Raw genomic sequence first — 18,691 nt, forward strand, 5'->3', positions numbered from 1 at the left:
CACTCGCCCCGTGCCGTGGACGGACGACGATTCTCCTGGATGACTCTTCTGGATAACTCTTCTGGATAAGGTGCAGATATGAAGCTCGAACTTCGCGGCATCACCAAGCGATTCGGTAGCCTCGTGGCCAACGACCACATCGATCTGGTGGTTGAGCCGGGGGAGATCCACGCGCTCCTCGGCGAGAACGGCGCGGGCAAGTCCACGCTCATGAACGTCCTCTACGGCCTGTACCAGGCCGATGAGGGAGAGATCCTCCTCGATGACGAGGTGCAGCGCTTCCGCGGTCCTGGCGACGCGATGGCTGCGGGGATCGGCATGGTCCACCAGCACTTCATGCTCGTCCCGGTCTTCACCGTGGCCGAGAACGTGATGCTCGGTCACGAGCAGACCAAGGCACTCGGCAGGCTCGACATCGCGAAGGCGCGAGAGCACGTGCGCTCGGTCGCCGCCCGCTTCGGATTCGACATCGACCCGGATGCGCTCGTGGGCGACCTGCCCGTCGGCGTGCAGCAGCGCGTCGAGATCATCAAGGCCCTGTCGCGCGACGCGAAGGTGCTCGTCTTCGACGAGCCGACCGCGGTGCTCACCCCGCAGGAGACCGACGAGCTGATGAACATCATGCGTCAGTTGCGCGACGAGGGCACGGCGATCGTGTTCATCACGCACAAGCTGCGCGAGGTGCGCGAGGTGGCCGACAAGATCACCATCATCCGTCTGGGCAAGGTCGTCGGCGAGGCTTCTCCCACCGCGACGAACGCGGAGCTCGCCTCCCTCATGGTCGGCCGCGCGGTCGAGCTGACCGTGCACAAGGACCCGCCCCGCCTGGGCGAGGGCGGTTTCGAAGTCAAGGGACTGCGCGTCCTCACCGCCACGGGCGCGATCGTCGTCGACGGCGTCGACCTCGCCGTCCGTCCCGGCGAGGTCCTCGCGATCGCCGGTGTGCAGGGCAACGGCCAGACCGAACTGGTGGAGGCCATCGTCGGCCTCGCCGCCCGCGTCGAAGGCAGCATCGTGCTCGACGGGAAGGAACTCGTCGGCAAGAGCGTGCGCGCCATCCTCGACGCCGGCGTCGGCTTCGTCCCCGAGGACCGCACGGAGGACGGGCTGGTCGCCGGCTTCTCCGTCGCGGAGAACCTCATCCTCGACCGCTCGGACGACCCGGCGTTCAGCCGCGCCGGCACGCTGCGCCGTTCGGCTCTCGACGAGTTCGCCCGTGCGCGCATCACCGAGTACGACATCCGCACGCAGGGGCCGGAGACGCCGGCGGGCACGCTGTCGGGCGGCAACCAGCAGAAGGTCGTCATCGCCCGGGAGATGAGCCGCGACCTGCGGCTCCTCGTCGCCGCGCAGCCGACCCGTGGCGTGGACGTCGGCTCGATCGAGTTCATCCACAAGCGGATCATCGAGACGCGCGATGCGGGCATCCCCGTGATCGTCGTCTCCACGGAGCTCGACGAGGTCGCGGCTCTCGCCGACCGGATCGCGGTCATGTACCGCGGCACGATCGTCGGCATCGTCCCCGGAGACACGCCTCGGGAGACACTCGGACTCATGATGGCCGGAGCGGCCGAAGGGGAGGTGGCCGCGTGAGCGGAGCGACGCCCGGCGCAGGAGATGTGACCAAGGGGATCCCGCCGCAGGAGCTCGCCACGAGCACCGGCACCGTCCCGCGCGACCCCTCCGACGTGCCGCCGCCTCCGCGCGGAAACCTCATCCTCAAGGAGATCCTCCGCGGCAACGCCGTCACGACGATCCTCGCGATCGTCCTGGCACTGATCGTGGGCGGCATCCTCATCGCCTTCACGAACGAAGACGTGCAGACGGCCTCGGTGTACTTCTTCGCGCAGCCGGGTGACACGTTCGTCGCCGCCTGGAACGCCGTGTACAACGGCTACGAGGCGCTGTTCCGCGGAGCGATCTTCAACGCCCGTGGCGCGGACTTCGCGGCGCAGATCCGCCCGCTGACGAACACCCTCGGCTTCGCGGCTCCGCTGATCGCGGCCGGCCTCGGTGTCGCTCTGGCGTTCCGCGTCGGCCTGTTCAACATCGGTGCCCGTGGGCAGATGCTCATCGGTGTCGCCGTCGCGGCGCTGCTGACCTTCTCGCTCGATCTGCCGATCTGGCTGCACATCCCGGTGACGCTGATCGCCGGTATCGCCGGCGGTGCTCTCTGGGGCGCCATCGCGGGGCTCATCAAGGCGCGCACCGGTGCGCACGAGGTGATCCTCACGATCATGCTCAACTACATCGCGTACTACCTGCTGCTGTGGATGATCCGCACGCCGGGTCTGCTGCAGAAGCCGGGCACCAACCAGGCACTCGGCTCGGCGACGCCGCAGAGCGCGCAGTTCCCGACCCTGCTCGGTCCGCAGTTCCCGCTGCTCGATCTCGGCTTCGTGATCGTGATCGTCGCGACGCTGTTCGTCTGGTGGCTGATCGAGCGCTCGTCGCTCGGCATGCGGATGCGCGCGGTGGGGGAGAACCCCCATGCGGCACGCGCCGCCGGCATCAGCGTGCAGCGCATCTACGTCTACGCGATGCTGTTCGCCGGAGGCCTGGCGGGTCTCGCCGGCATGAACCAGATCCAGGGCGCCGTCACCACCGGCGTGACCGAGACGATCGACGCCGGCATCGGCTTCGACGCGATCACGGTCGCGCTCCTCGGCCGCAGCCGTGCGTGGGGCACGTTCGCCGCCGGCATCCTGTTCGGGGCGCTCAAGGCGGGCTCGTTCTCGATGCAGGCGCAGGACATCCCGGTCGACATCGTGCTCGTGGTGCAGTCGCTCGTGGTGCTGTTCATCGCGGCGCCGCCGCTGCTGCGGACGGTGTTCTTCCTTCCGAAGACCGATGCGGAGAAGGCTGCCAAGGCAAGAGCCAAGGCCGCGAAGAAGGCGGTGATGGCATGATGTCCCTCGTTCAGACCCAGGCCGCCGACGGCACGGTGCAGCTCGCGACGGTCAAGGAGCGGCACCTCAAAGCGCCGATCGTCCTCGCCGCAGCGACCGCGCTGCTGGCGCTGCTGTTCCTCGCGGTGCCGCGCTCGGGCACCAGCACGTTCCGCCTCTCCGACCAGTCCTCGGCCCTCTCGCTGCCCGACGTGGCATTGCCGACCGCCTCGACCTTCTGGGTCGTGTTCGGCATCCTGGTGGTCCTGACCGTCGGTGCCTTCCTCCGGGCATGGACCTACCGCAAGCCCTCGCTGTGGCTGGTCGTGGCCTACGGGGTGCTCGCCGTCTTCGCGTTCCTCGTCTGGGCATCGGCCGGGGGACTCGTTCCGGTCACCAGCCTGCTGTTCGGAGCGGTGTCGCTGTCGGTACCGCTCGTGTTCGGGGCTCTGGGCGGCGTCATCGGCGAACGCGCCGGTGTCGTGAACGTCGCGATCGAGGGTCAGCTCCTGCTCGGCGCATTCTCCGCCGCCCTGCTCTCGAGCATCACCGGAAACCCGTTCGTCGGTCTGATCGGCGCGATGGTGGGTGGCGTGCTGGTGGCCAGCGTGCTGGCCGCGTTCGCGATCAAGTACCTCGTCGAGCAGGTCATCGTCGGTGTCGTGCTCAACGTGCTCGTCACGGGTCTCACCGGCTTCCTCTACGGCGCACTCCTCGCACCGAACGAGACGACCTTGAACACCCCCGTCCGGTTCCCGCGCGTCGAGATCCCGGTGCTCAGCGACATCCCGATCATCGGGCCCGTCCTGTTCAACCAGACGTTCATCGGATACCTGATGTTCATCACCGTCGCCGTGGTCGCGTGGGGGCTGTACCGCACCCGCTGGGGTCTGCGGCTCCGTGCCGTGGGTGAGCACCCGCAGGCCGCGGACACCGTCGGCATCAAGGTGAACCCGACCCGATTCTGGAACGTGCTGCTCGCGGGGGCGATCGCCGGCATGGGTGGTGCGTACTTCACGCTCGTCTCGGTGCCGCAGTTCGGCAAGGACATGACGGCGGGACTCGGCTTCATCGCCCTCGCCGCCGTGATCTTCGGCCGCTGGGACCCGATCCGTGCCACGCTCGCCGCGCTGCTGTTCGGCTTCGCGACCAACCTGCAGAACCTGCTGTCGATCCTGAAGACGCCGATCCCGGGTGAGTTCATGCTCATGCTGCCGTACCTGGTCACGCTGCTCGCCGTGGCCGGATTCGCCGGGCAGATCAAGGCGCCCGCCGCCGACGGCAAGCCCTACATAAAGTCCTAGCCCGGTCGGAAGAGGAAAGCATCGCAATGACAGACATCGACTGGGATGAACTGCGCCAGGTCGCCACGGATGCCATGACGAAGGCGTACGCGCCGTATTCGCGTTATCGCGTGGGGGCGGCGGCCCTCGTCGGTGACGGCCGCATCGTCGCCGGCTGCAACGTCGAGAACGCCTCCTACGGCGTGACCCTGTGCGCCGAGTGCGCCCTCGTCGGCGATCTGCACATGTCGGGCGGCGGCCAGCTCGTCGCCTTCGTGTGCGTGAACAACGACGGACAGACGATCATGCCGTGCGGACGCTGCCGGCAGCTGCTGTTCGAGCACGCGATGCCGGGCATGCTGCTGGAGACGGTCTCCGGCATCCGCACGATCGACGAGGTGCTGCCCGACGCGTTCGGGCCGCGCGACCTGGAGGAAGCACGATGACTGTTGAGCCCTTCGACGCGGTGGACGTGATCCGCGCCAAGCGCGACGGCGGTGCGGTCCCCGAGGCGGCGCTGCGGTGGATGATCGACGCGTACACCCGCGGCTACGTCTCCGACGCGCAGATGGCCTCGTTCGCGATGGCGATCTTCCAGCGCGGGATGGAGCGCGATGAGATCCGCGTACTGACCGACGCGATGATCGCATCGGGGGAGCGGATGAGCTTCGCCTCGCTCGGCAAGAAGACCGTCGACAAGCATTCCACCGGCGGCGTCGGCGACAAGATCACCCTGCCGCTCGCCCCGCTGGTCGCGTCGTTCGGCGTCGCCGTCCCGCAGCTCAGCGGTCGCGGACTCGGCCACACCGGCGGCACGCTCGACAAGCTCGAGTCGATCCCCGGCTGGCGCGCCGCCCTCAGCAACGAGGAGATGTTCGCGCAGATGCAGGGCGATGTCGGCGCGGTCATCTGCGCCGCGGGTTCGGGTCTCGCGCCCGCCGACAAGAAGCTGTACGCCCTCCGTGACGTCACCGGCACGGTCGAGGCGATCCCGCTGATCGCGTCGAGCATCATGTCGAAGAAGATCGCCGAGGGCACCGACGCGCTCGTGCTCGACGTGAAGTTCGGCTCCGGCGCTTTCATGCAGGACATCGACCGCGCCCGCGAACTCGCGCGCACGATGGTCGCGCTCGGTACCGACTCCGGCGTGGCCACGACCGCGCTCCTCACCGACATGAACGTGCCGCTCGGACTCGCGATCGGCAACGCCAACGAGGTCCGCGAATCCGTCGAGATCCTCGCCGGCGGCGGCCCCGCCGATGTCCGCGAGCTGACCCTCGCCCTGGCACGGGAGATGCTCGCCCTCGCCGGACAGCCGCATGCCGACGTGGAAGCCGCGCTCGACGACGGCCGCGCGATGGACACCTGGAAGGCGATGATCCGCGCCCAGGACGGCGACCCCGATGCGGCGCTGCCGACCGCACGGGAGACGCACGTCGTGACTGCCCCGGCCGACGGGGTGATGACGCGCATGGACGCGCTGCCGTTCGGTATCGCCGCCTGGCGGCTCGGAGCCGGTCGCGCCAGGGCCGAGGATCCGGTGATCTTCGAGGCGGGGATCGACCTGCACGCCAAGCCCGGTGACCGCGTCGTCGCGGGGCAGCCGCTGTTCACCCTCTCCGCTGCCGACGACGCACGCTTCGGCCGGGCTCTCGATGCTCTCGAGGGCTCGTGGGAGATCGGCGACGAGGCTCCGGCGGCCGGTCCCATCGTGCGCGAGCGCATCACGGCGTGACTCGCGACCGCTAGCCTGAACTGAGCACATCCGCGACCGAGAGGATCACCATGTCGATCGATGCGAACGGCGACGTCACGCTGCAGGGCGTCTCCCTGCGGAGCCTCCCGAAGGTGTCGCTGCACGACCACCTCGACGGCGCTCTGCGCCCCTCGACGATCCTCGAGCTCGCGGACTCCATCGGCCTCGAGGTCCCGGAATCCACGCCCGCAGCCCTCGGGAAGTGGTTCGCGAAGCAGAGCGATTCCGGTTCGCTGGTCGAGTACCTCAAGACGTTCGACCTGACCACCGCCGTGATGCAGACCCAGGAAGGGCTCACCCGCGTCGCGCGCGAGTTCGTCCAGGATCTCGCGGCCGACGGCGTGGTCTACGGCGAGGTGCGCTGGGCTCCGGAGCAGCATCAGGCGCAGGGCCTCACGCTCGAGCAGACCGTCGAAGCCGTGCAGCAGGGCATCGAGGAGGGCGAGGACGCGGCGGATCGCGACGGTCGCAGCATCCGCGTCGGCCAGCTCATCACGGCGATGCGCCACACCGACCGTGCACGGGAGATCGCGGAGCTCGCGGTCGCCTTCCGCGGGCGTGGCGCCGTCGGCTTCGACATCGCCGGCCCGGAAGACGGCTTCCCGCCGTCGAACCACCGCGCGGCGTTCGACTACCTCGCCGACAACTTCTTCCCGGTGACCGTGCACGCGGGTGAGGCCGCGGGGCTCGCGTCCATCCGCTCGGCGCTGATCGACGGTCGCGCGCTGCGCCTCGGCCACGGTGTGCGCATCGCCGAAGACCTCCAGGTCGTCACACAGGAGGGCGACGAGGTGCAGGTGCAGTTCGGCGACCTGGCCCGTTGGGTGCGCGACCGCGAGATCCCGCTCGAGCTGTCGCCGTCGTCGAACCTGCAGACCGGTGCGATCGCCGCGTGGGGCGACACCCTGGCCGACCACCCGTTCGATCTGCTGTACCAGCTCGGGTTCTCGGTGACGGTGAACGTCGACAACCGCACGATGAGCGCCACCTCGCTGACCCGCGAGCTCGCCCTGCTCGTCGAGACCTTCGAGTACGACCTCGACGATCTCGAGACGTTCCAGTTCAATGCGGCTGCGGCCGCGTTCCTCCCCGTCGAGGAGCGGGAGGAGCTCGTCGAGTTGATCGCCGAGGGATTCGACATCTGACCGTGGCCTCCGGGGGGAGACGGCGCGGGGGCGTCGCGGGAATCATCATCGCTGCGGTGATCGTCGTCGTGGGCGGTGGCTTCGCGGCATACGTCTGGCTGAACCATGCACCGGCCGAGGCCGAAGCGAAGCCGACACGGACACCGACTCCGGTCGAGACCGTGGTCCCGCTGACACCGGCGGAGCTGCTCATCGCGGATGCCGATGATCCGCTCGCCTGCGCGGTGACGTTCACGGGCGAAGGGGTTCCGGCCGACCCCCAGCTGCAGCGGCAGGACGGTCTGTACCAGGCGCTCCCGATCCCGGCACTCGCCGGTCGTGTGTTCGCCGGCTGGTACGCGACGGCGGCGGATGCCGCGGCCTACACCGTCGCCGCACGGGTGAACGGCGCGGACCCCGTCGTCTGCGACCAGCAGCAGGTCGAGCTCTTCGCCGCCTGGAAGACGCCGGAGCAGAACGCGGCCGAGGGCGTGCAGGTCCCGATCCTCATGTACCACCAGTTCACGGCGAATCCCGAGGGGGAGTCCGGCTGGCTGCGCGGCAACTACGCCTACATCGGCGACTTCGACGCGCACATGAACCACATCGCGACGACGGGCTTCTACCTGCCCACCTGGGACGAGCTGAGCGCCTTCATCGACGGTCGGCTCTCGCTGCCCGCGCGGAGCGTGATCATCACGGATGACGATGCCGACCAGACCTGGTTCGACCTCGGGGCCCCCGTCGTGGCGAAGCACAAGCTGCTCGCGACGTCGTTCATGGTGACCGCCTACCGCTCCGACCCGCCGCCGTCGATCCACGTGCTGCGCCGCTCGCACACGCACGACATGCACAAGGCGGGCGATAACGGTGACGGGCTGATGGTGAACTGGACCGCGGATCAGATCGCCGCCGACCTCAACCTCTCCGGCGACACGCTGGGCGTTCGCGAGGTCATCGCCTATCCGTTCGGGCACTACAACGACACCGCCAAGCAGGGCGTCCGGCAGGCCGGCTACGAGATGGCACGGACGATCGAACCCGGGTTCGTCACCATCGGCACCGACAAGCTTGCCCTCCCCGTGGTGCGCATCGACTACGGCATGGGCCTGGACGCCCTGGTGTCGCGCATCGGCTGACGGCGTCGAAGCGGCAGGATGGTCGCATGCCCGACTCCGTCTTCATCGCCGGTCCCGCCTCGTGGAACACGATCGTCGTTCTCGATCGACTCCCCGAGCCGGTGCCCCACATGCAGTTCGCCGAGGAGACATGGGCGACCGTCGGCGGCACGAGCGCCGGTAAGGCCCTGAGCCTCACCGGGCTCGGACGTGCGACGCAGCTCTATGCCCTCACCGGACCCGACGAGGAGGGCGGCCGCGTACGTGCGGCCCTCGACCGTGCAGGAGTCCAGGTGCGCTGGGGCGAAGGAGCCACCGAGCGGCATCTGAACCTCATGACCCGCGCCGGAGAACGGGTCTCGCTGTACCTGTCGTCGCCGGAGGCGACCGTGGGCGAGGAGGATGCCTGGGTGCGCGAGCGGATGGGGGAGGCGGCGGTGATCGTGCTCGACCTCGCCGCCGAACCGCTGCGGCTCCTGCCGATGGCGCGCGAGACCGGAGTCCCGATCTGGGTCGACGTGCACGACTACGACGGTGAGGCCGAGTTCCACCGCCCGTTCCTGGCGGCGGCGGACGCGGTGTTCTGCAACGCGGATCGCCTCCCGGACCCGGTCGCATTCCTGCACTCCCGCATCGCCGCCGGTGCCTCACTCGCCGTGTGCACGCTCGGGGCCGAGGGCGCAGTGGCCGTGGATGCACAAGGAGTCGAGTATCGGGTGACGGCCGTGCCCGTCGAGGTCATCGACACGAACGGTGCGGGCGACGCTTTCTTCGCGGGCGTGCTCGACGCGCACCTGGACGGCGCAGGAGTCGGCGCGGCACTCGAGGCGGGCGCGCGGACAGCCGCAACCGTTCTCCGGACGCGTCATCTGCACCCGTTGCTGGATGCGGCCGTCGGCTCGGTGGGGGAGTGAGTCTCAGGGCGCGAGCGGCGCGAGGAACTCCTCGGTGAGTCGCGTGACCTCGTCGTGCATCTCGTCCGTCGAGATCGTCGGGGTACCGTCGCCGTCCTGCGGGCCGTAATCCCCGAAAGACGCGTGCGATGCGCCGTCGATCTCCACCATCTCGGCGTCAGCGGGCAGCAGGTCGCGCGCGTCGGCGATCTTCTCCGGAGTGGAGAGGCCGTCTTCGCTGCCCGAGATGCTGAGGACCGGAAGGCCGCTGTCCGACACGTCGGTCGCGCAGTACGAGCCGAACAGCACCAGCGCGTCGGCATCCGCCGCGAGCTGGCAGGCGCGGACGCCCCCGAGCGAGTGCCCGCCGACACCCCAGACATCGATATCCGGGGCGGCCGAGGTGAAAGCGTCGAGTCCGCGCGGGTCGAAGAAGGCCAGGTTCAGCCAGGGGCGGGTGATCACGACCGTGGTTCCCTCCTCGGCGAGCCCCTGGAGGATGGCCGCGTAGGCCCACGGGTCGACCTTGGCGCCGGGGATGAAGACCAGGCCGAGATCCGAGTCGCCGTCGGCGGGGGCGAGCACGATGCCCTCGTCCGCGTCGGTGACCGTGATCGCGGGGTTCTCCCGCACGCTCGCGAGCGGCTCCGGCTCGGCGGCCATGACACCGATCTGCGTGTAGGCGAGGACGCCGACCACCGCCAGCACCAGCACGATCGCGAGACTCCACAGCACACGTTTCAGGACCCGGCGGCCACGCTTCTTCTGCACGGATCAACGCTACCCCGCGTCACCACGCTTCCGGGCGACGGCCGGGTGCGTGCGGAGGTACTCCTCGAAGGCCTCCCGCGTCGTGCGGCGCGGGGTGTAGCCGAACTCCTCCTTCAGCCGGCGGTTCGCCAGCACCGGACGGTACCGGAGGAACGGGACCTTCTCCGGTCCGTGTGGGGTGAGGCGCAGCGTCCGTCCGATCCGCAGTGCCGTCGACAGCGCCCGCGCGGGCAGCACGAGCTGCGGCTTGCCGAGACGAGCGGCGATCTCCGGCACCGTCATCCGCCCGTCACCCGCGACGTTGAAGATGCCCGCGGGGCCGTCGGTCGCCGCCCGCACCATCACGGCCGCCACGTCGTCGACCCAGACGAAGACGAAGGGCGACTCCGAGCCGGAGATGCGAAGGATCCGCCGGCCGTCCCAGAGCGCGGTGATCTGGTTGCGCACGGTCGGACCGAGGATCGTGCCGATGCGGAAGATCACCTGGTCGAGCTCGGGGTGGGTACGCCGGTGCTCGGCCAGCATCTCCTCGACCAGCCGCTTGTGCCGGGCGTACGGGAACGCGTCGTTGCCTCGAAGCGGCTGGTCCTCGTCGATCCACTCCGGGTTGTCGGAGTGATATCCGTACGCGGCACCCGAGCTGGAGACCACGATGCGGCGGACTCCCGCCTCGACGCACGCGGCGAGGACGTTGGCGGAACCGGTCACATCGACGCGGTACTCCAGATCGACGTCGTGGCCGGGATTCACGATCGCCGCGAGGTGCACGACCGTGTCGATGCGGTGCTGCCGCAGCACGGGAGCGATCGCCGTGGCATCCGTCACGTCCAGCGTCGCATCGATGACGCCCGCGCGGGGTGCGCCCGCTCGCAGGTCCGCGGCGACCACGACCTCGACGTCGTCTCGCTCAGCGAGCGCCAGCGCCACGTGCGAGCCGAGGAAGCCGCTGCCGCCCGTGATCAGCACCCGGGGCATCAGATGGCCTCGACGGTCGTGCGGCCGCTCGCGTCGCCGGTGCTCGAGCCCGTGCGCTTCCTGGTGTGCCGTGCCCAGAGTCCGGCCAGGACGAGGCCGGCGACGATGTCCCAGATGCCCCACCACCCGGCCACGATCGCCATGCCGCCGAGGCCGTCGAAGAACAGGAACACCAGGCCCAGCCCGAGGCCGGCGTTGCGGATGCCGACTTCGAAGGTCATGGCCTTGCGCTCGCGGGTGCCGAGCCCGCCCACCACAGCAGTGCCGTAGCCGAGCGCGAGCGCCACCGCGTCGTGCACCGCGACCACCAGCAGGATGATGCCGAGCACCTGCACGAACACCGCCCAGTTGCCGACGAGGGCGGCGATGATGAAGCCGAGCAGGGCGATCAGGCTGAACCACTTCACGAACGGCTGCACGCGGGCGCTGAACCGGGGTGCCTTCGCACGGAGGAGCAGGCCGAGGGCGAAGGGGAGACCGACGATGAGGAGGATCTCCAGGAGCATCCGCCACGGGTCGAGCGTGATGTCGCGCAGCAGAGTGCGAGCGGTCGGATGCAGCGAGGCCCAGAAGGTGATGCTCAGCGGCATCGCGACGATGTAGATGAGGTTCCCCACCGCGGTGAGCGACACCGAGAGGGCGACGTTGCCCCCGGCGCGATGCGTCAGCACCTGGGAGATGTTCCCCGGCGGGCAGCAGGCCACGAGCAGCATCCCGAGCGCCATCGACGGCGGCACGGGGAGCACGAGCGTCAGCAGGAACGTCGCGATCGGCAGCAGGAGCAGCTGGGCGAGGATCGCGATCGCGAACGGCTTCGGATGCTTCGCCACGACGCGGAAGTCGCTCGGTGAGGTGTCCAGCGCGATGCCGAACATGATGAGGCCGAGGACCACGTTGAGGATCGTCAGCGTGCCGGGCGTGAACGAGAGGACGACGTCGTCGACGTTCATGCCGAGGCCTCCAGTGCACTCTTCTCACGTCGCACGGCGCCCCGGTAGGCGTCTTTGTTGACGTAGTACGCCATCCGGTCGAGGCCCAGGTAGTGATAGCCGCCCGTGACATCGGGCCACGCCGTGCCGGTGACCCGGTCGCGGAAGCGGGCGGCGCGGGTGGGATCGGTCTCCACCGCGTCGAGGTAGGCGGCGAGCAGCTCCGCCTGTTCGTAGCGACCCTGCCAGCCGATGCCGGACGCCTCGATCATGCCCATCACGTAGAGGCCGTTGAACGAGGCGGGGAAGACGTTCAGGAAGAGCCGTGGTGAGGCTCCCTGCCAGTGCAGGTGCTCCCGGTCGACGAACGGATAATCCAGGGTGTAGCCGGTGGCGAGCAGCACGAGGTCGTACTCATCGGCGCTGCCGTCGCGGAAGTGCACCGTCTGCCCGTCGAAGCGGTCGATGTCCGAGCGGATGCGCAGGTCGCCCTGGCCCAGGTGGTTGAGGATCAGGGTGTTCACGATCGGATGAGACTCGTAGATGCGGTAGTTCGGCTTCGGGAAGCCGAACCGCACGGGGTCGCCCGTGAACGCCCGCAGGACGCGGCTGTCGACGGCCTGCTTGATGCGCGCCGGCAGCGGGCGGCCCTGGTTGAGGGTGTCGCTGGGCTTGCCGAACAGGTAGCGGGGCACGAAGTAGTACCCGCGTCGCACGCTCATATCGACGGACACGGCGTGGTGCACGGCATCCACGGCGATGTCGCAGCCCGAGTTCCCGGCGCCGATCAGGAGCACCCGCTTGCCGCGCAGCTGTTCCGGGGACTTGTACGCGCTGGTGTGCAGCAGTTCGCCCGAGAACTCCCCACGGAACGTCGGTACGTTCGGCTCGGCGAGGGTCCCGTTGGCGAGGACGACGCCGGCGTACCAGCGCGTTTCTGTGCCGTCGGGGCCCGAACTGGTCAGCTCCCAACCGCCGTCGCGAGGCTCGAGGCGGGTGACGCGCGTGTCGAACCGGAACAGCCCGGCGAGCCCGAAGTGATCGGCGAAGTCGTCGAAGTACTCCTTCAGCACCCGGTGCCCGGGGTAGTCGACCCGCGAGCGCATCGGGAACTCGGCGAACTCCGTCGTGGTGCGCGAGGAGATCAGGTGCGCGGACTCGTACATCGTGCTGCGGGGATTGGTGATGTCCCAGAGCCCACCCACGCCGTGCGAGGCCTCGTAGCCGTCGACCACGATTCCGCGCTTCTGCAGCGCACGCGCCGCGGCCAACCCCGATGGACCCGCGCCGATCACGGCGTATCTGTTCATGCTGCTCCCCGCACGTCAGTGTGCTCGAAAAAACGCCCCCGCCCACCGATCGTAACGGGTGAGCGGGGGCGTCGAGTTCCGCGGGGTCAGGCGGTCCCGAGGTGCTGCTGACGCGCTGCGACGGCCTCCCGGATGGCGGGGAACAGCGGATGCTCGGGATCCAGGCCCGTGGTGCGGGAGGTGAACGCGGCGGGCTCCTCCGTGCGCAGCAGCTCCTGCATCTCGACCGACTGCTCGTCGGCCGGATCGTCGAACTCCAGTGCTGCTGACACGGCCGCCACGAGAGCCACGGTCGGCAGACCGCGCTCCGCAGCCATCGCCGCTGGCCCCACGAAGCGCTCGTGCCGTGAGATCTTGCGCAGCGGCTGCCGTCCCACCCGCTGCACGGTGTCGACGAGCGCAGGATTGCGGAACCGCTCGAGGATCGTGGCGCGATACGCCGCGAGGTCGGCGGGGTCGAGCCCGTGCTCGGCGACCAGCACAGCCGAGGTCTCCTCCAGCGCGGCCGAGACGCTCGCCGCGATGGCGGGGTCGGCCAGCGCGTCCGAGATGCGGTCGATCCCCGCGCGGGCCCCGAAATACGCGGTGGCGGCGTGCCCCGTGTTCACCGTGAAGAGCTTGCGCTCGATGTACGGCGCCAGGTCGTCCACGAAGTGCGCGCCGGGGATGGTCGGCAGCGTGCCGCCGAACGGACCCGATTCGATCGCCCACTCGAAGTACGGCTCGACCGTGACGTCGACGCCGCCGTCTGCGGGCTGTGCCGGCACGATGCGGTCGACCGCGGTGTTCGCGAAGACCGCGCGGGCCAGCAGCGTCTCGGCATCCGCCCCTGCCGCCGTCGCGATCTCGTGGCGGAGCAGATCGGTGGCGCCGATCGCGTTCTCGCAAGCCATGACCTGCAGAGGCGCGGCATCGGGGGAACGGAGGGCGAGTCCGGCCACGATCGACGGCGCCACGAACCGCAGCACCGTCGGGCCGACCGCGGTCGTGACGACATCGGCCGTCGCGACCTCCTCCGCCACGGCGGCGGGATCGGTGCGGCTGTTGACGGCTCGGAAACCGGTGACGACATGGTCGGTCCCTCCGGGGCCGGCCTCGTGCACGGTGTACGAGTCGACCGCGTTGATCGCGTCCACCAGAGCATCGGCGACGTCGGAGAACACGACCTCGTATCCGCCCTGGCGGAGCAGCAGCCCGACGAAACCGCGCCCGATGTTGCCCGCCCCGAAGTGGACCGCCTTCATCCCTCGTTCACCTCCGAGAGGAGGGCGTAGAGCTCCTCCGGGGTCTGTGCTGCGGAGAGCCGGGCCACGTCGTCCTCCTCGGAGAACAGGATCGCGATCCGGGAGAGGATCTCCAGGTGCTCGTCACCGATCCCGGCGATGCCGATCACGAAGGTCGCGGAATCGCCTGCCCAGTCCACACCGCCGTCGTAGCGGACGACCGACAGGGCCGAGGCGAGGATGGCGTCCTTCGCGTCGTTGGTGCCGTGCGGGATCGCGAGACCGTTGCCCATGAACGTCGACACGGTCTCCTCGCGCTGCCGCATCGCGTCGACGTAGGCGGGGGTCACGGCTCCGGCGGCGACGAGGATGTCCGTGGCCTCCTGGAGCGCGTCGTCCCGCGTCGCCCCGCCGGGGTGGATGCGGACCTGCTCGGGGGTGAGAACGCTCATTCTGTGTCCTTTCGCTGTGCCCGCACCATCTCGACGACCTCTTCGTAGCGGGGCGAGTTCATGAAGTTGTCGACCGACACATGGACCGAGTTCGGCGACTTCGCCGTGGCGCGCTCGGTGAGCTGCTGCTGCGTGATCACCACGTCGGCCGTTCCATCGAGGTTCGCGATGGCCTGGTTGGTGACGTTCACGTCCTCGATGCCGGCCTTCTTGAGCTTGTTGCGCAGGACGCTGGCGCCCATCGCGGACGAGCCCATACCGGCGTCACACGCGAACACGATCCGCTCGATCGGTGCGGCGGCGACGGCGGTCGCGCTCGGCACCGCATCCGTCGCAGCGGGCGCGGCCGATGCCGTCGAGGTTCGCAGCGCATCCATCGCCGCGGACGACTTGCCCTTGTTCGCCTCGGTCTGTGCGATCGCGTCGCCGAAGGTGTCGCCCTCGGCCTCGAGGTCGCGCTTGTGGGAGGCCCGCAGGAACGCGGCTGTGAGCAGGAAGGTCACGGTCGCGGCCAGCACGACCGACAGGTAGACCACCAGCAGGTTCGCGAATCCGCCCGCAGCCGGTGCGACGGCCGCGGCGGTGACCGCGATGATGCTGCCCGGCGCCGCGGGGAAGGCGAGTCCGCCGTTCAGCAGCATGTTCGTCGTCACGCCGGTGGCCCCACCCGCGATGAGCGCGATGATGGTGATCGGCTTGCTCAGCGCATACGGGAAGTAGATCTCGTGGATGCCGCCGAAGAACTGGATGATCGCCGCTCCCGGAGCGGACGCCTTCGCCGCACCGACGCCGAAGAAGCTGAACGCCAGCAGCAGTCCGATGCCGGGGCCGGGGTTCGCCTCGATGAGGAACAGGATCGACTTGCCGGTCTCCTCGACCTGCTGGAGACCGAGGGGGGTGAACACTCCGTGGTTGATGGCGTTGTTGAGGAACAGCACCTTGGCCGGCTCGACGACGACCGAGAGCAGCGGCAGCAGCTGAGCGTCGACGAGCCAATCGACGACCTTGCCCAGGAAGGTGCTCACACCGAGGATCACCGGACCGAACACGAAGAAGCCGATGATCGCGAGCAGCATGCCGAGGATGCCGGCGGAGAAGTTGTTCACCAGCATCTCGAAGCCCGGGCGGATCTTCCCTTCCCACAGCTTGTCCATCTGCTTGGTGATCCAGGCCGCGAGCGGGCCCATGATCATGGCGCCGAGGAACATCGGGATGTTGGTGCCGACGATCACGCCCATCGTGGCGATGACGGCGACCACGCCGCCGCGCTCGCCGTAGATCATGCGTCCGCCGGTGTTGGCGATCAGCAGGGGCAGCAGGTACGTGACCATCGGCCCGACCAGGCCCACGTACTGCGGGAAGGTGGCGCCGTCCTCGGTCTGTGCCAGGGTCGTCATCGCACCCTCCCAGCCGACGAGATCGGCGTTGCCGAAGCCGCCGAGCAGGTCGGAGACCGGGTGCCACCACCCGAGCCAGCCGACGGCGATGAAGAGCATCGTGATGAAGCCCCAGGCGATGAAGGCCGCGATGTTCGGCATGATCATGCCGGAGAGGAAAGTGCCGAAACGCTGCACTCCTACGCGGAGGCCACCGGGTTTGGTGGCGGCAGGTGACGTCGTCGTCATGATGTCGTCTCTTTCTTGTGAAGGGGGAGTTCCGCGGCGAGCATCGCCACGGCGGTTCGGGCGGAGGAGGCATCGTCGGCGGCCAGGGCGGCCTCGGCGAGGCTCCGCGCCTCGGACGGGGTGCGTTCGGAGAGCGCGTGTCGTACATCGGCCAGTGCTGGGGGAGCCATCGAGAGACTCGTGGCGCCGAGGCCGACCAGCACGACGGCGAGGAGCGGATCTGCGGCGGCCTCGCCGCAGATGCCGACCGGCTTGCCCAGGCGGGCACCGGCGTCGCCGACCTCGCGCACCAGGCGGAGCACGGCCGGATGCCAGGGGTCCTGGAAACCGGCGACCGAGCCGAGCATCCGGTCGGCCGCCATGGTGTACTGCGTGAGGTCGTTCGTGCCGATCGAGGCGAAGTCGGCATGCGCGAGCACCCGGTCGGCGAGCAGGGCGCTCGCCGGGATCTCGACCATGACGCCCGCGGTCTGCAGCCCGTACTCGCGGGCGAGACCGGTGAAGTAGATGGTCTCCTCGACGGTTGCCACCATCGGAGCCATCACCCAGAGATCGGCCTCGGTCTCGGCGTCGGCTTCGGCCAGCGCCGTCAGTTGCTCGCGCAGGATGTCTTCGCTCGCGCGCAGCGCCCGAAGACCCCGCAGCCCCAGCGCCGGGTTCTCCTCGTGCGCGTCGTTGAGGAATGCCAGCGGCTTGTCGGCGCCGGCATCGAGCATCCGGACTACGACCTTCTTGCCGGGAAAGGCCGCCAACAGCTCGCGGTACGACTCGCGTTGCTGGGCGATGGTCGGCGCCTGTGCCGAGGAGAGGAACAGGAACTCGGTGCGGAACAGCCCGACGCCCTCGGCCCCCCGAACGACCGCATCGGCCGCATCTGCGGGCTTCCCCAGGTTCGCGAGCAGCGCGACAGGTGTGCCGTCGGCGAGGGCGCCGGGAGTGGGAGGAGCGGTGTCGGCCGACTGGCGGGCGGCGGCGCGCTGAGCTGCGCGGTCCTTCTCGTCCTCCGTCGGTTCGCGGGTGACCACGCCGCTGGCGGCATCGACGATCACCGTCTCGCCCGTGACGAGCTGCGTCCCGTCCGCGACGCCGACGCCGACGATCGCGACGATGCCCTTCTCCCTCGCGAGGATCGCGGTGTGGGAGGTCGGCCCGCCGTCGGTCGTGATCAGAGCGAGCACCTGATCGAGGTCCAGGAGTGCGGTGTCGGCCGGGGCGAGGTCGCGGGCGACCAGGACGAACGGGTGTCCCGGGTTCGGGACGCCGGGCGCATCGACGCCGCGCAGGTGCGCCAGGACGCGCTGCGCGATGTCGTCGAGATCGGCGGCGCGCTCGCCGAGGTACCCTCCGACGGCCTCGAGTGTGGCGCGGAAACCTGCGAACGCATCGTGCACCGCCCATTCGGCGGTCGCCCCGGCGTCGATCCGCTCGTCCACCTCCTCCTGGAGCGTCGGATCCTCGGCGATCATCGCCTGCGCTTCCAACACATCCTGTGCGGCACCGCCTGCCGCCTCACCGCGCTCGTTCAGTTCGCGGGCGACCGTCGCGACCGCCTCGCGTACTCGCGCGCGTTCAGTTTCGGCGCCCACCGTGCTCGGGGTGTTCTCCGGAGCCGGCATCGCCTCGGCCATGCGGACGACCGGTCCCTGGGCCACACCCAGACCGATGCCCACCCCGCGCAGCTCGCTCATCCGGCGGCGTCCTGGTCATGGTCGGTGGTGAGGAGCTCGGTGAGCGTGTCCAGCACGCCTTCGGCCCCGTCGCCGTCGGCCGTCAGGGTCACGTAGTCGCCGTACTCGATCGCGAGCGAGATCACGCCGAGGATGCTGGCGGCATTGACCGGCTTGCCCGAGTCCTTCGCGATCGTCACGGCGAGGCCCGAGTCCTTGGCCGCCTGCGCGAAGAGCTTCGCGGGGCGGGCGTGCAGTCCGTGGGAGGAGCCGATCCGTACGGTGCGGGTGGCGGTCATGATGTTCCTTTCGGGGTGTCGCCGGCGGCGGCGAGGATCGATCGGGCGAAGTCGAGGGTGCGGGATCCGTCACGGTCGGAGAAGACGTCATCAGGAAGCACGGCGACGGGCGCTTCCACGCTGCGGCGTATCGCCTCGAGCCGGTCACCGAGATGCGGACCGACGAGGACGAGGTCGTGGTCGGAGCCGGCGACGGAACTCTCGGTGCCCGCCAGGGCATCCCAGCCGAGACCGGCCGCTGTCGCCGCAGTGCGCAGTCGCAGCGCGACGAACGTGCTCGACGCGCCGGCGCCGCACACCACGAGGATCCTCATCGATTCCCACCTTCCTGAGAACAGTCTGGGAACCGGGAGGGGTGCCGCACCAACAGGTTCCTTT

18 protein-coding genes are annotated in these 18,691 nt (G+C 69.4%); 8 read left to right on the top strand and 10 right to left on the bottom strand.

Annotated elements, in window-relative coordinates:
• Positions 1 to 78: 78 nt before the first annotated feature.
• From ACIOTO_RS19110 to ACIOTO_RS19145, 8 genes are read left to right on the top strand one after another with little or no spacing between them, the layout of a single operon-like run.
• Complete coding sequence (locus ACIOTO_RS19110) at positions 79 to 1,593, top strand: ABC transporter ATP-binding protein (RefSeq protein ID WP_029262554.1); 1,515 nt, start codon at positions 79 to 81, stop codon at positions 1,591 to 1,593.
• A complete protein-coding gene (locus tag ACIOTO_RS19115; protein WP_029262553.1) occupies positions 1,590 to 2,909 on the top strand; it encodes an ABC transporter permease in 1,320 nt (439 codons plus the stop codon). The genes ACIOTO_RS19110 and ACIOTO_RS19115 overlap by 4 nt, the downstream gene beginning before the upstream one ends.
• Positions 2,909 to 4,192: an ABC transporter permease subunit gene (locus ACIOTO_RS19120; RefSeq protein WP_029262552.1), complete on the top strand. Its 1,284-nt coding sequence runs from the start codon at positions 2,909 to 2,911 to the stop codon at positions 4,190 to 4,192. Before ACIOTO_RS19115 ends, ACIOTO_RS19120 begins: the two co-directional genes overlap by 1 nt.
• A 26-nt stretch (positions 4,193 to 4,218) precedes the next feature.
• Positions 4,219 to 4,617: a cytidine deaminase gene (locus ACIOTO_RS19125; protein ID WP_029262551.1), complete on the top strand. Its 399-nt coding sequence runs from the start codon at positions 4,219 to 4,221 to the stop codon at positions 4,615 to 4,617.
• On the top strand, positions 4,614 to 5,906 hold the full coding sequence (locus ACIOTO_RS19130; RefSeq protein WP_400859066.1) for a thymidine phosphorylase: 1,293 nt from the start codon (positions 4,614 to 4,616) through the stop codon (positions 5,904 to 5,906). Before ACIOTO_RS19125 ends, ACIOTO_RS19130 begins: the two co-directional genes overlap by 4 nt.
• 50 nt (positions 5,907 to 5,956) lie before the next feature.
• Complete coding sequence (locus tag ACIOTO_RS19135; RefSeq protein ID WP_029262549.1) at positions 5,957 to 7,072, top strand: adenosine deaminase; 1,116 nt, start codon at positions 5,957 to 5,959, stop codon at positions 7,070 to 7,072.
• A gap of 56 nt (positions 7,073 to 7,128) precedes the next feature.
• Positions 7,129 to 8,190: a polysaccharide deacetylase family protein gene (locus ACIOTO_RS19140; RefSeq protein ID WP_400859068.1), complete on the top strand. Its 1,062-nt coding sequence runs from the start codon at positions 7,129 to 7,131 to the stop codon at positions 8,188 to 8,190.
• Positions 8,191 to 8,216: 26 nt separating this feature from the next.
• Positions 8,217 to 9,083 (top strand): carbohydrate kinase family protein, encoded by an 867-nt coding sequence (locus ACIOTO_RS19145; RefSeq protein ID WP_400859070.1) that lies wholly within the window; start codon positions 8,217 to 8,219, stop codon positions 9,081 to 9,083.
• Positions 9,084 to 9,086: 3 nt separating this feature from the next.
• Here ACIOTO_RS19145 and ACIOTO_RS19150 read toward each other — a convergent pair whose 3' ends face one another.
• The 10 genes from ACIOTO_RS19150 to ACIOTO_RS19195 form a co-directional block, all read right to left on the bottom strand.
• The gene (locus ACIOTO_RS19150; protein WP_029262546.1) at positions 9,087 to 9,833 is read right to left on the bottom strand and encodes an alpha/beta hydrolase; all 747 of its coding nucleotides are present in this window, start codon (positions 9,831 to 9,833) and stop codon (positions 9,087 to 9,089) included.
• A 9-nt stretch (positions 9,834 to 9,842) separates the two neighbouring features.
• Entirely contained in the window at positions 9,843 to 10,808 is a 966-nt protein-coding gene (locus ACIOTO_RS19155; RefSeq protein ID WP_400859072.1) for an SDR family oxidoreductase, read from the bottom strand.
• Positions 10,808 to 11,758: a bile acid:sodium symporter family protein gene (locus ACIOTO_RS19160; RefSeq protein WP_400859073.1), complete on the bottom strand. Its 951-nt coding sequence runs from the start codon at positions 11,756 to 11,758 to the stop codon at positions 10,808 to 10,810. The genes ACIOTO_RS19155 and ACIOTO_RS19160 overlap by 1 nt, the downstream gene beginning before the upstream one ends.
• Entirely contained in the window at positions 11,755 to 13,047 is a 1,293-nt protein-coding gene (locus ACIOTO_RS19165) for a flavin-containing monooxygenase (protein WP_400859074.1), read from the bottom strand. The genes ACIOTO_RS19160 and ACIOTO_RS19165 overlap by 4 nt, the downstream gene beginning before the upstream one ends.
• A gap of 86 nt (positions 13,048 to 13,133) precedes the next feature.
• On the bottom strand, positions 13,134 to 14,291 hold the full coding sequence (locus ACIOTO_RS19170; protein ID WP_105710876.1) for a mannitol-1-phosphate 5-dehydrogenase: 1,158 nt from the start codon (positions 14,289 to 14,291) through the stop codon (positions 13,134 to 13,136).
• Positions 14,288 to 14,722 (bottom strand): PTS sugar transporter subunit IIA, encoded by a 435-nt coding sequence (locus ACIOTO_RS19175; protein WP_400859075.1) that lies wholly within the window; start codon positions 14,720 to 14,722, stop codon positions 14,288 to 14,290. The genes ACIOTO_RS19170 and ACIOTO_RS19175 overlap by 4 nt, the downstream gene beginning before the upstream one ends.
• On the bottom strand, positions 14,719 to 16,347 hold the full coding sequence (locus ACIOTO_RS19180; protein ID WP_105710874.1) for a PTS mannitol transporter subunit IICB: 1,629 nt from the start codon (positions 16,345 to 16,347) through the stop codon (positions 14,719 to 14,721). Before ACIOTO_RS19180 ends, ACIOTO_RS19175 begins: the two co-directional genes overlap by 4 nt.
• A complete protein-coding gene (gene ptsP, locus ACIOTO_RS19185; protein ID WP_400859078.1) occupies positions 16,344 to 18,035 on the bottom strand; it encodes a phosphoenolpyruvate--protein phosphotransferase in 1,692 nt (563 codons plus the stop codon). Before ptsP ends, ACIOTO_RS19180 begins: the two co-directional genes overlap by 4 nt.
• Positions 18,032 to 18,313, bottom strand: a complete 282-nt coding sequence (locus ACIOTO_RS19190; protein ID WP_105710872.1) for an HPr family phosphocarrier protein — start codon at positions 18,311 to 18,313, stop codon at positions 18,032 to 18,034. Before ACIOTO_RS19190 ends, ptsP begins: the two co-directional genes overlap by 4 nt.
• The gene (locus tag ACIOTO_RS19195; protein ID WP_400859079.1) at positions 18,310 to 18,627 is read right to left on the bottom strand and encodes a PTS sugar transporter subunit IIB; all 318 of its coding nucleotides are present in this window, start codon (positions 18,625 to 18,627) and stop codon (positions 18,310 to 18,312) included. Before ACIOTO_RS19195 ends, ACIOTO_RS19190 begins: the two co-directional genes overlap by 4 nt.
• Positions 18,628 to 18,691: the final 64 nt, after the last annotated feature.

This window comes from Microbacterium sp. NPDC087592 (assembly GCF_044743585.1).
In the GTDB taxonomy this organism is placed as follows: domain Bacteria; phylum Actinomycetota; class Actinomycetes; order Actinomycetales; family Microbacteriaceae; genus Microbacterium.

What these genes read in the sequence shown, in the direction of transcription:
- ACIOTO_RS19110 (WP_029262554.1), top strand. Translation starts at nt 79, where the DNA reads ATGAAGCTCGAACTTCGCGGCATCACCAAGCGATTCGGTAGCCTCGTG.
- ACIOTO_RS19120 (WP_029262552.1), top strand. Translation starts at nt 2,909, where the DNA reads ATGTCCCTCGTTCAGACCCAGGCCGCCGACGGCACGGTGCAGCTCGCG.
- ACIOTO_RS19125 (WP_029262551.1), top strand. Translation starts at nt 4,219, where the DNA reads ATGACAGACATCGACTGGGATGAACTGCGCCAGGTCGCCACGGATGCC.
- ACIOTO_RS19130 (WP_400859066.1), top strand. Translation starts at nt 4,614, where the DNA reads ATGACTGTTGAGCCCTTCGACGCGGTGGACGTGATCCGCGCCAAGCGC.
- ACIOTO_RS19135 (WP_029262549.1), top strand. Translation starts at nt 5,957, where the DNA reads ATGTCGATCGATGCGAACGGCGACGTCACGCTGCAGGGCGTCTCCCTG.
- ACIOTO_RS19145 (WP_400859070.1), top strand. Translation starts at nt 8,217, where the DNA reads ATGCCCGACTCCGTCTTCATCGCCGGTCCCGCCTCGTGGAACACGATC.
- ACIOTO_RS19155 (WP_400859072.1), bottom strand. Translation starts at nt 10,808, where the DNA reads ATGCCCCGGGTGCTGATCACGGGCGGCAGCGGCTTCCTCGGCTCGCAC.
- ACIOTO_RS19160 (WP_400859073.1), bottom strand. Translation starts at nt 11,758, where the DNA reads ATGAACGTCGACGACGTCGTCCTCTCGTTCACGCCCGGCACGCTGACG.
- ACIOTO_RS19165 (WP_400859074.1), bottom strand. Translation starts at nt 13,047, where the DNA reads ATGAACAGATACGCCGTGATCGGCGCGGGTCCATCGGGGTTGGCCGCG.
- ACIOTO_RS19170 (WP_105710876.1), bottom strand. Translation starts at nt 14,291, where the DNA reads ATGAAGGCGGTCCACTTCGGGGCGGGCAACATCGGGCGCGGTTTCGTC.
- ACIOTO_RS19175 (WP_400859075.1), bottom strand. Translation starts at nt 14,722, where the DNA reads ATGAGCGTTCTCACCCCCGAGCAGGTCCGCATCCACCCCGGCGGGGCG.
- ACIOTO_RS19180 (WP_105710874.1), bottom strand. Translation starts at nt 16,347, where the DNA reads ATGACGACGACGTCACCTGCCGCCACCAAACCCGGTGGCCTCCGCGTA.
- ptsP (WP_400859078.1), bottom strand. Translation starts at nt 18,035, where the DNA reads ATGAGCGAGCTGCGCGGGGTGGGCATCGGTCTGGGTGTGGCCCAGGGA.
- ACIOTO_RS19190 (WP_105710872.1), bottom strand. Translation starts at nt 18,313, where the DNA reads ATGACCGCCACCCGCACCGTACGGATCGGCTCCTCCCACGGACTGCAC.
- ACIOTO_RS19195 (WP_400859079.1), bottom strand. Translation starts at nt 18,627, where the DNA reads ATGAGGATCCTCGTGGTGTGCGGCGCCGGCGCGTCGAGCACGTTCGTC.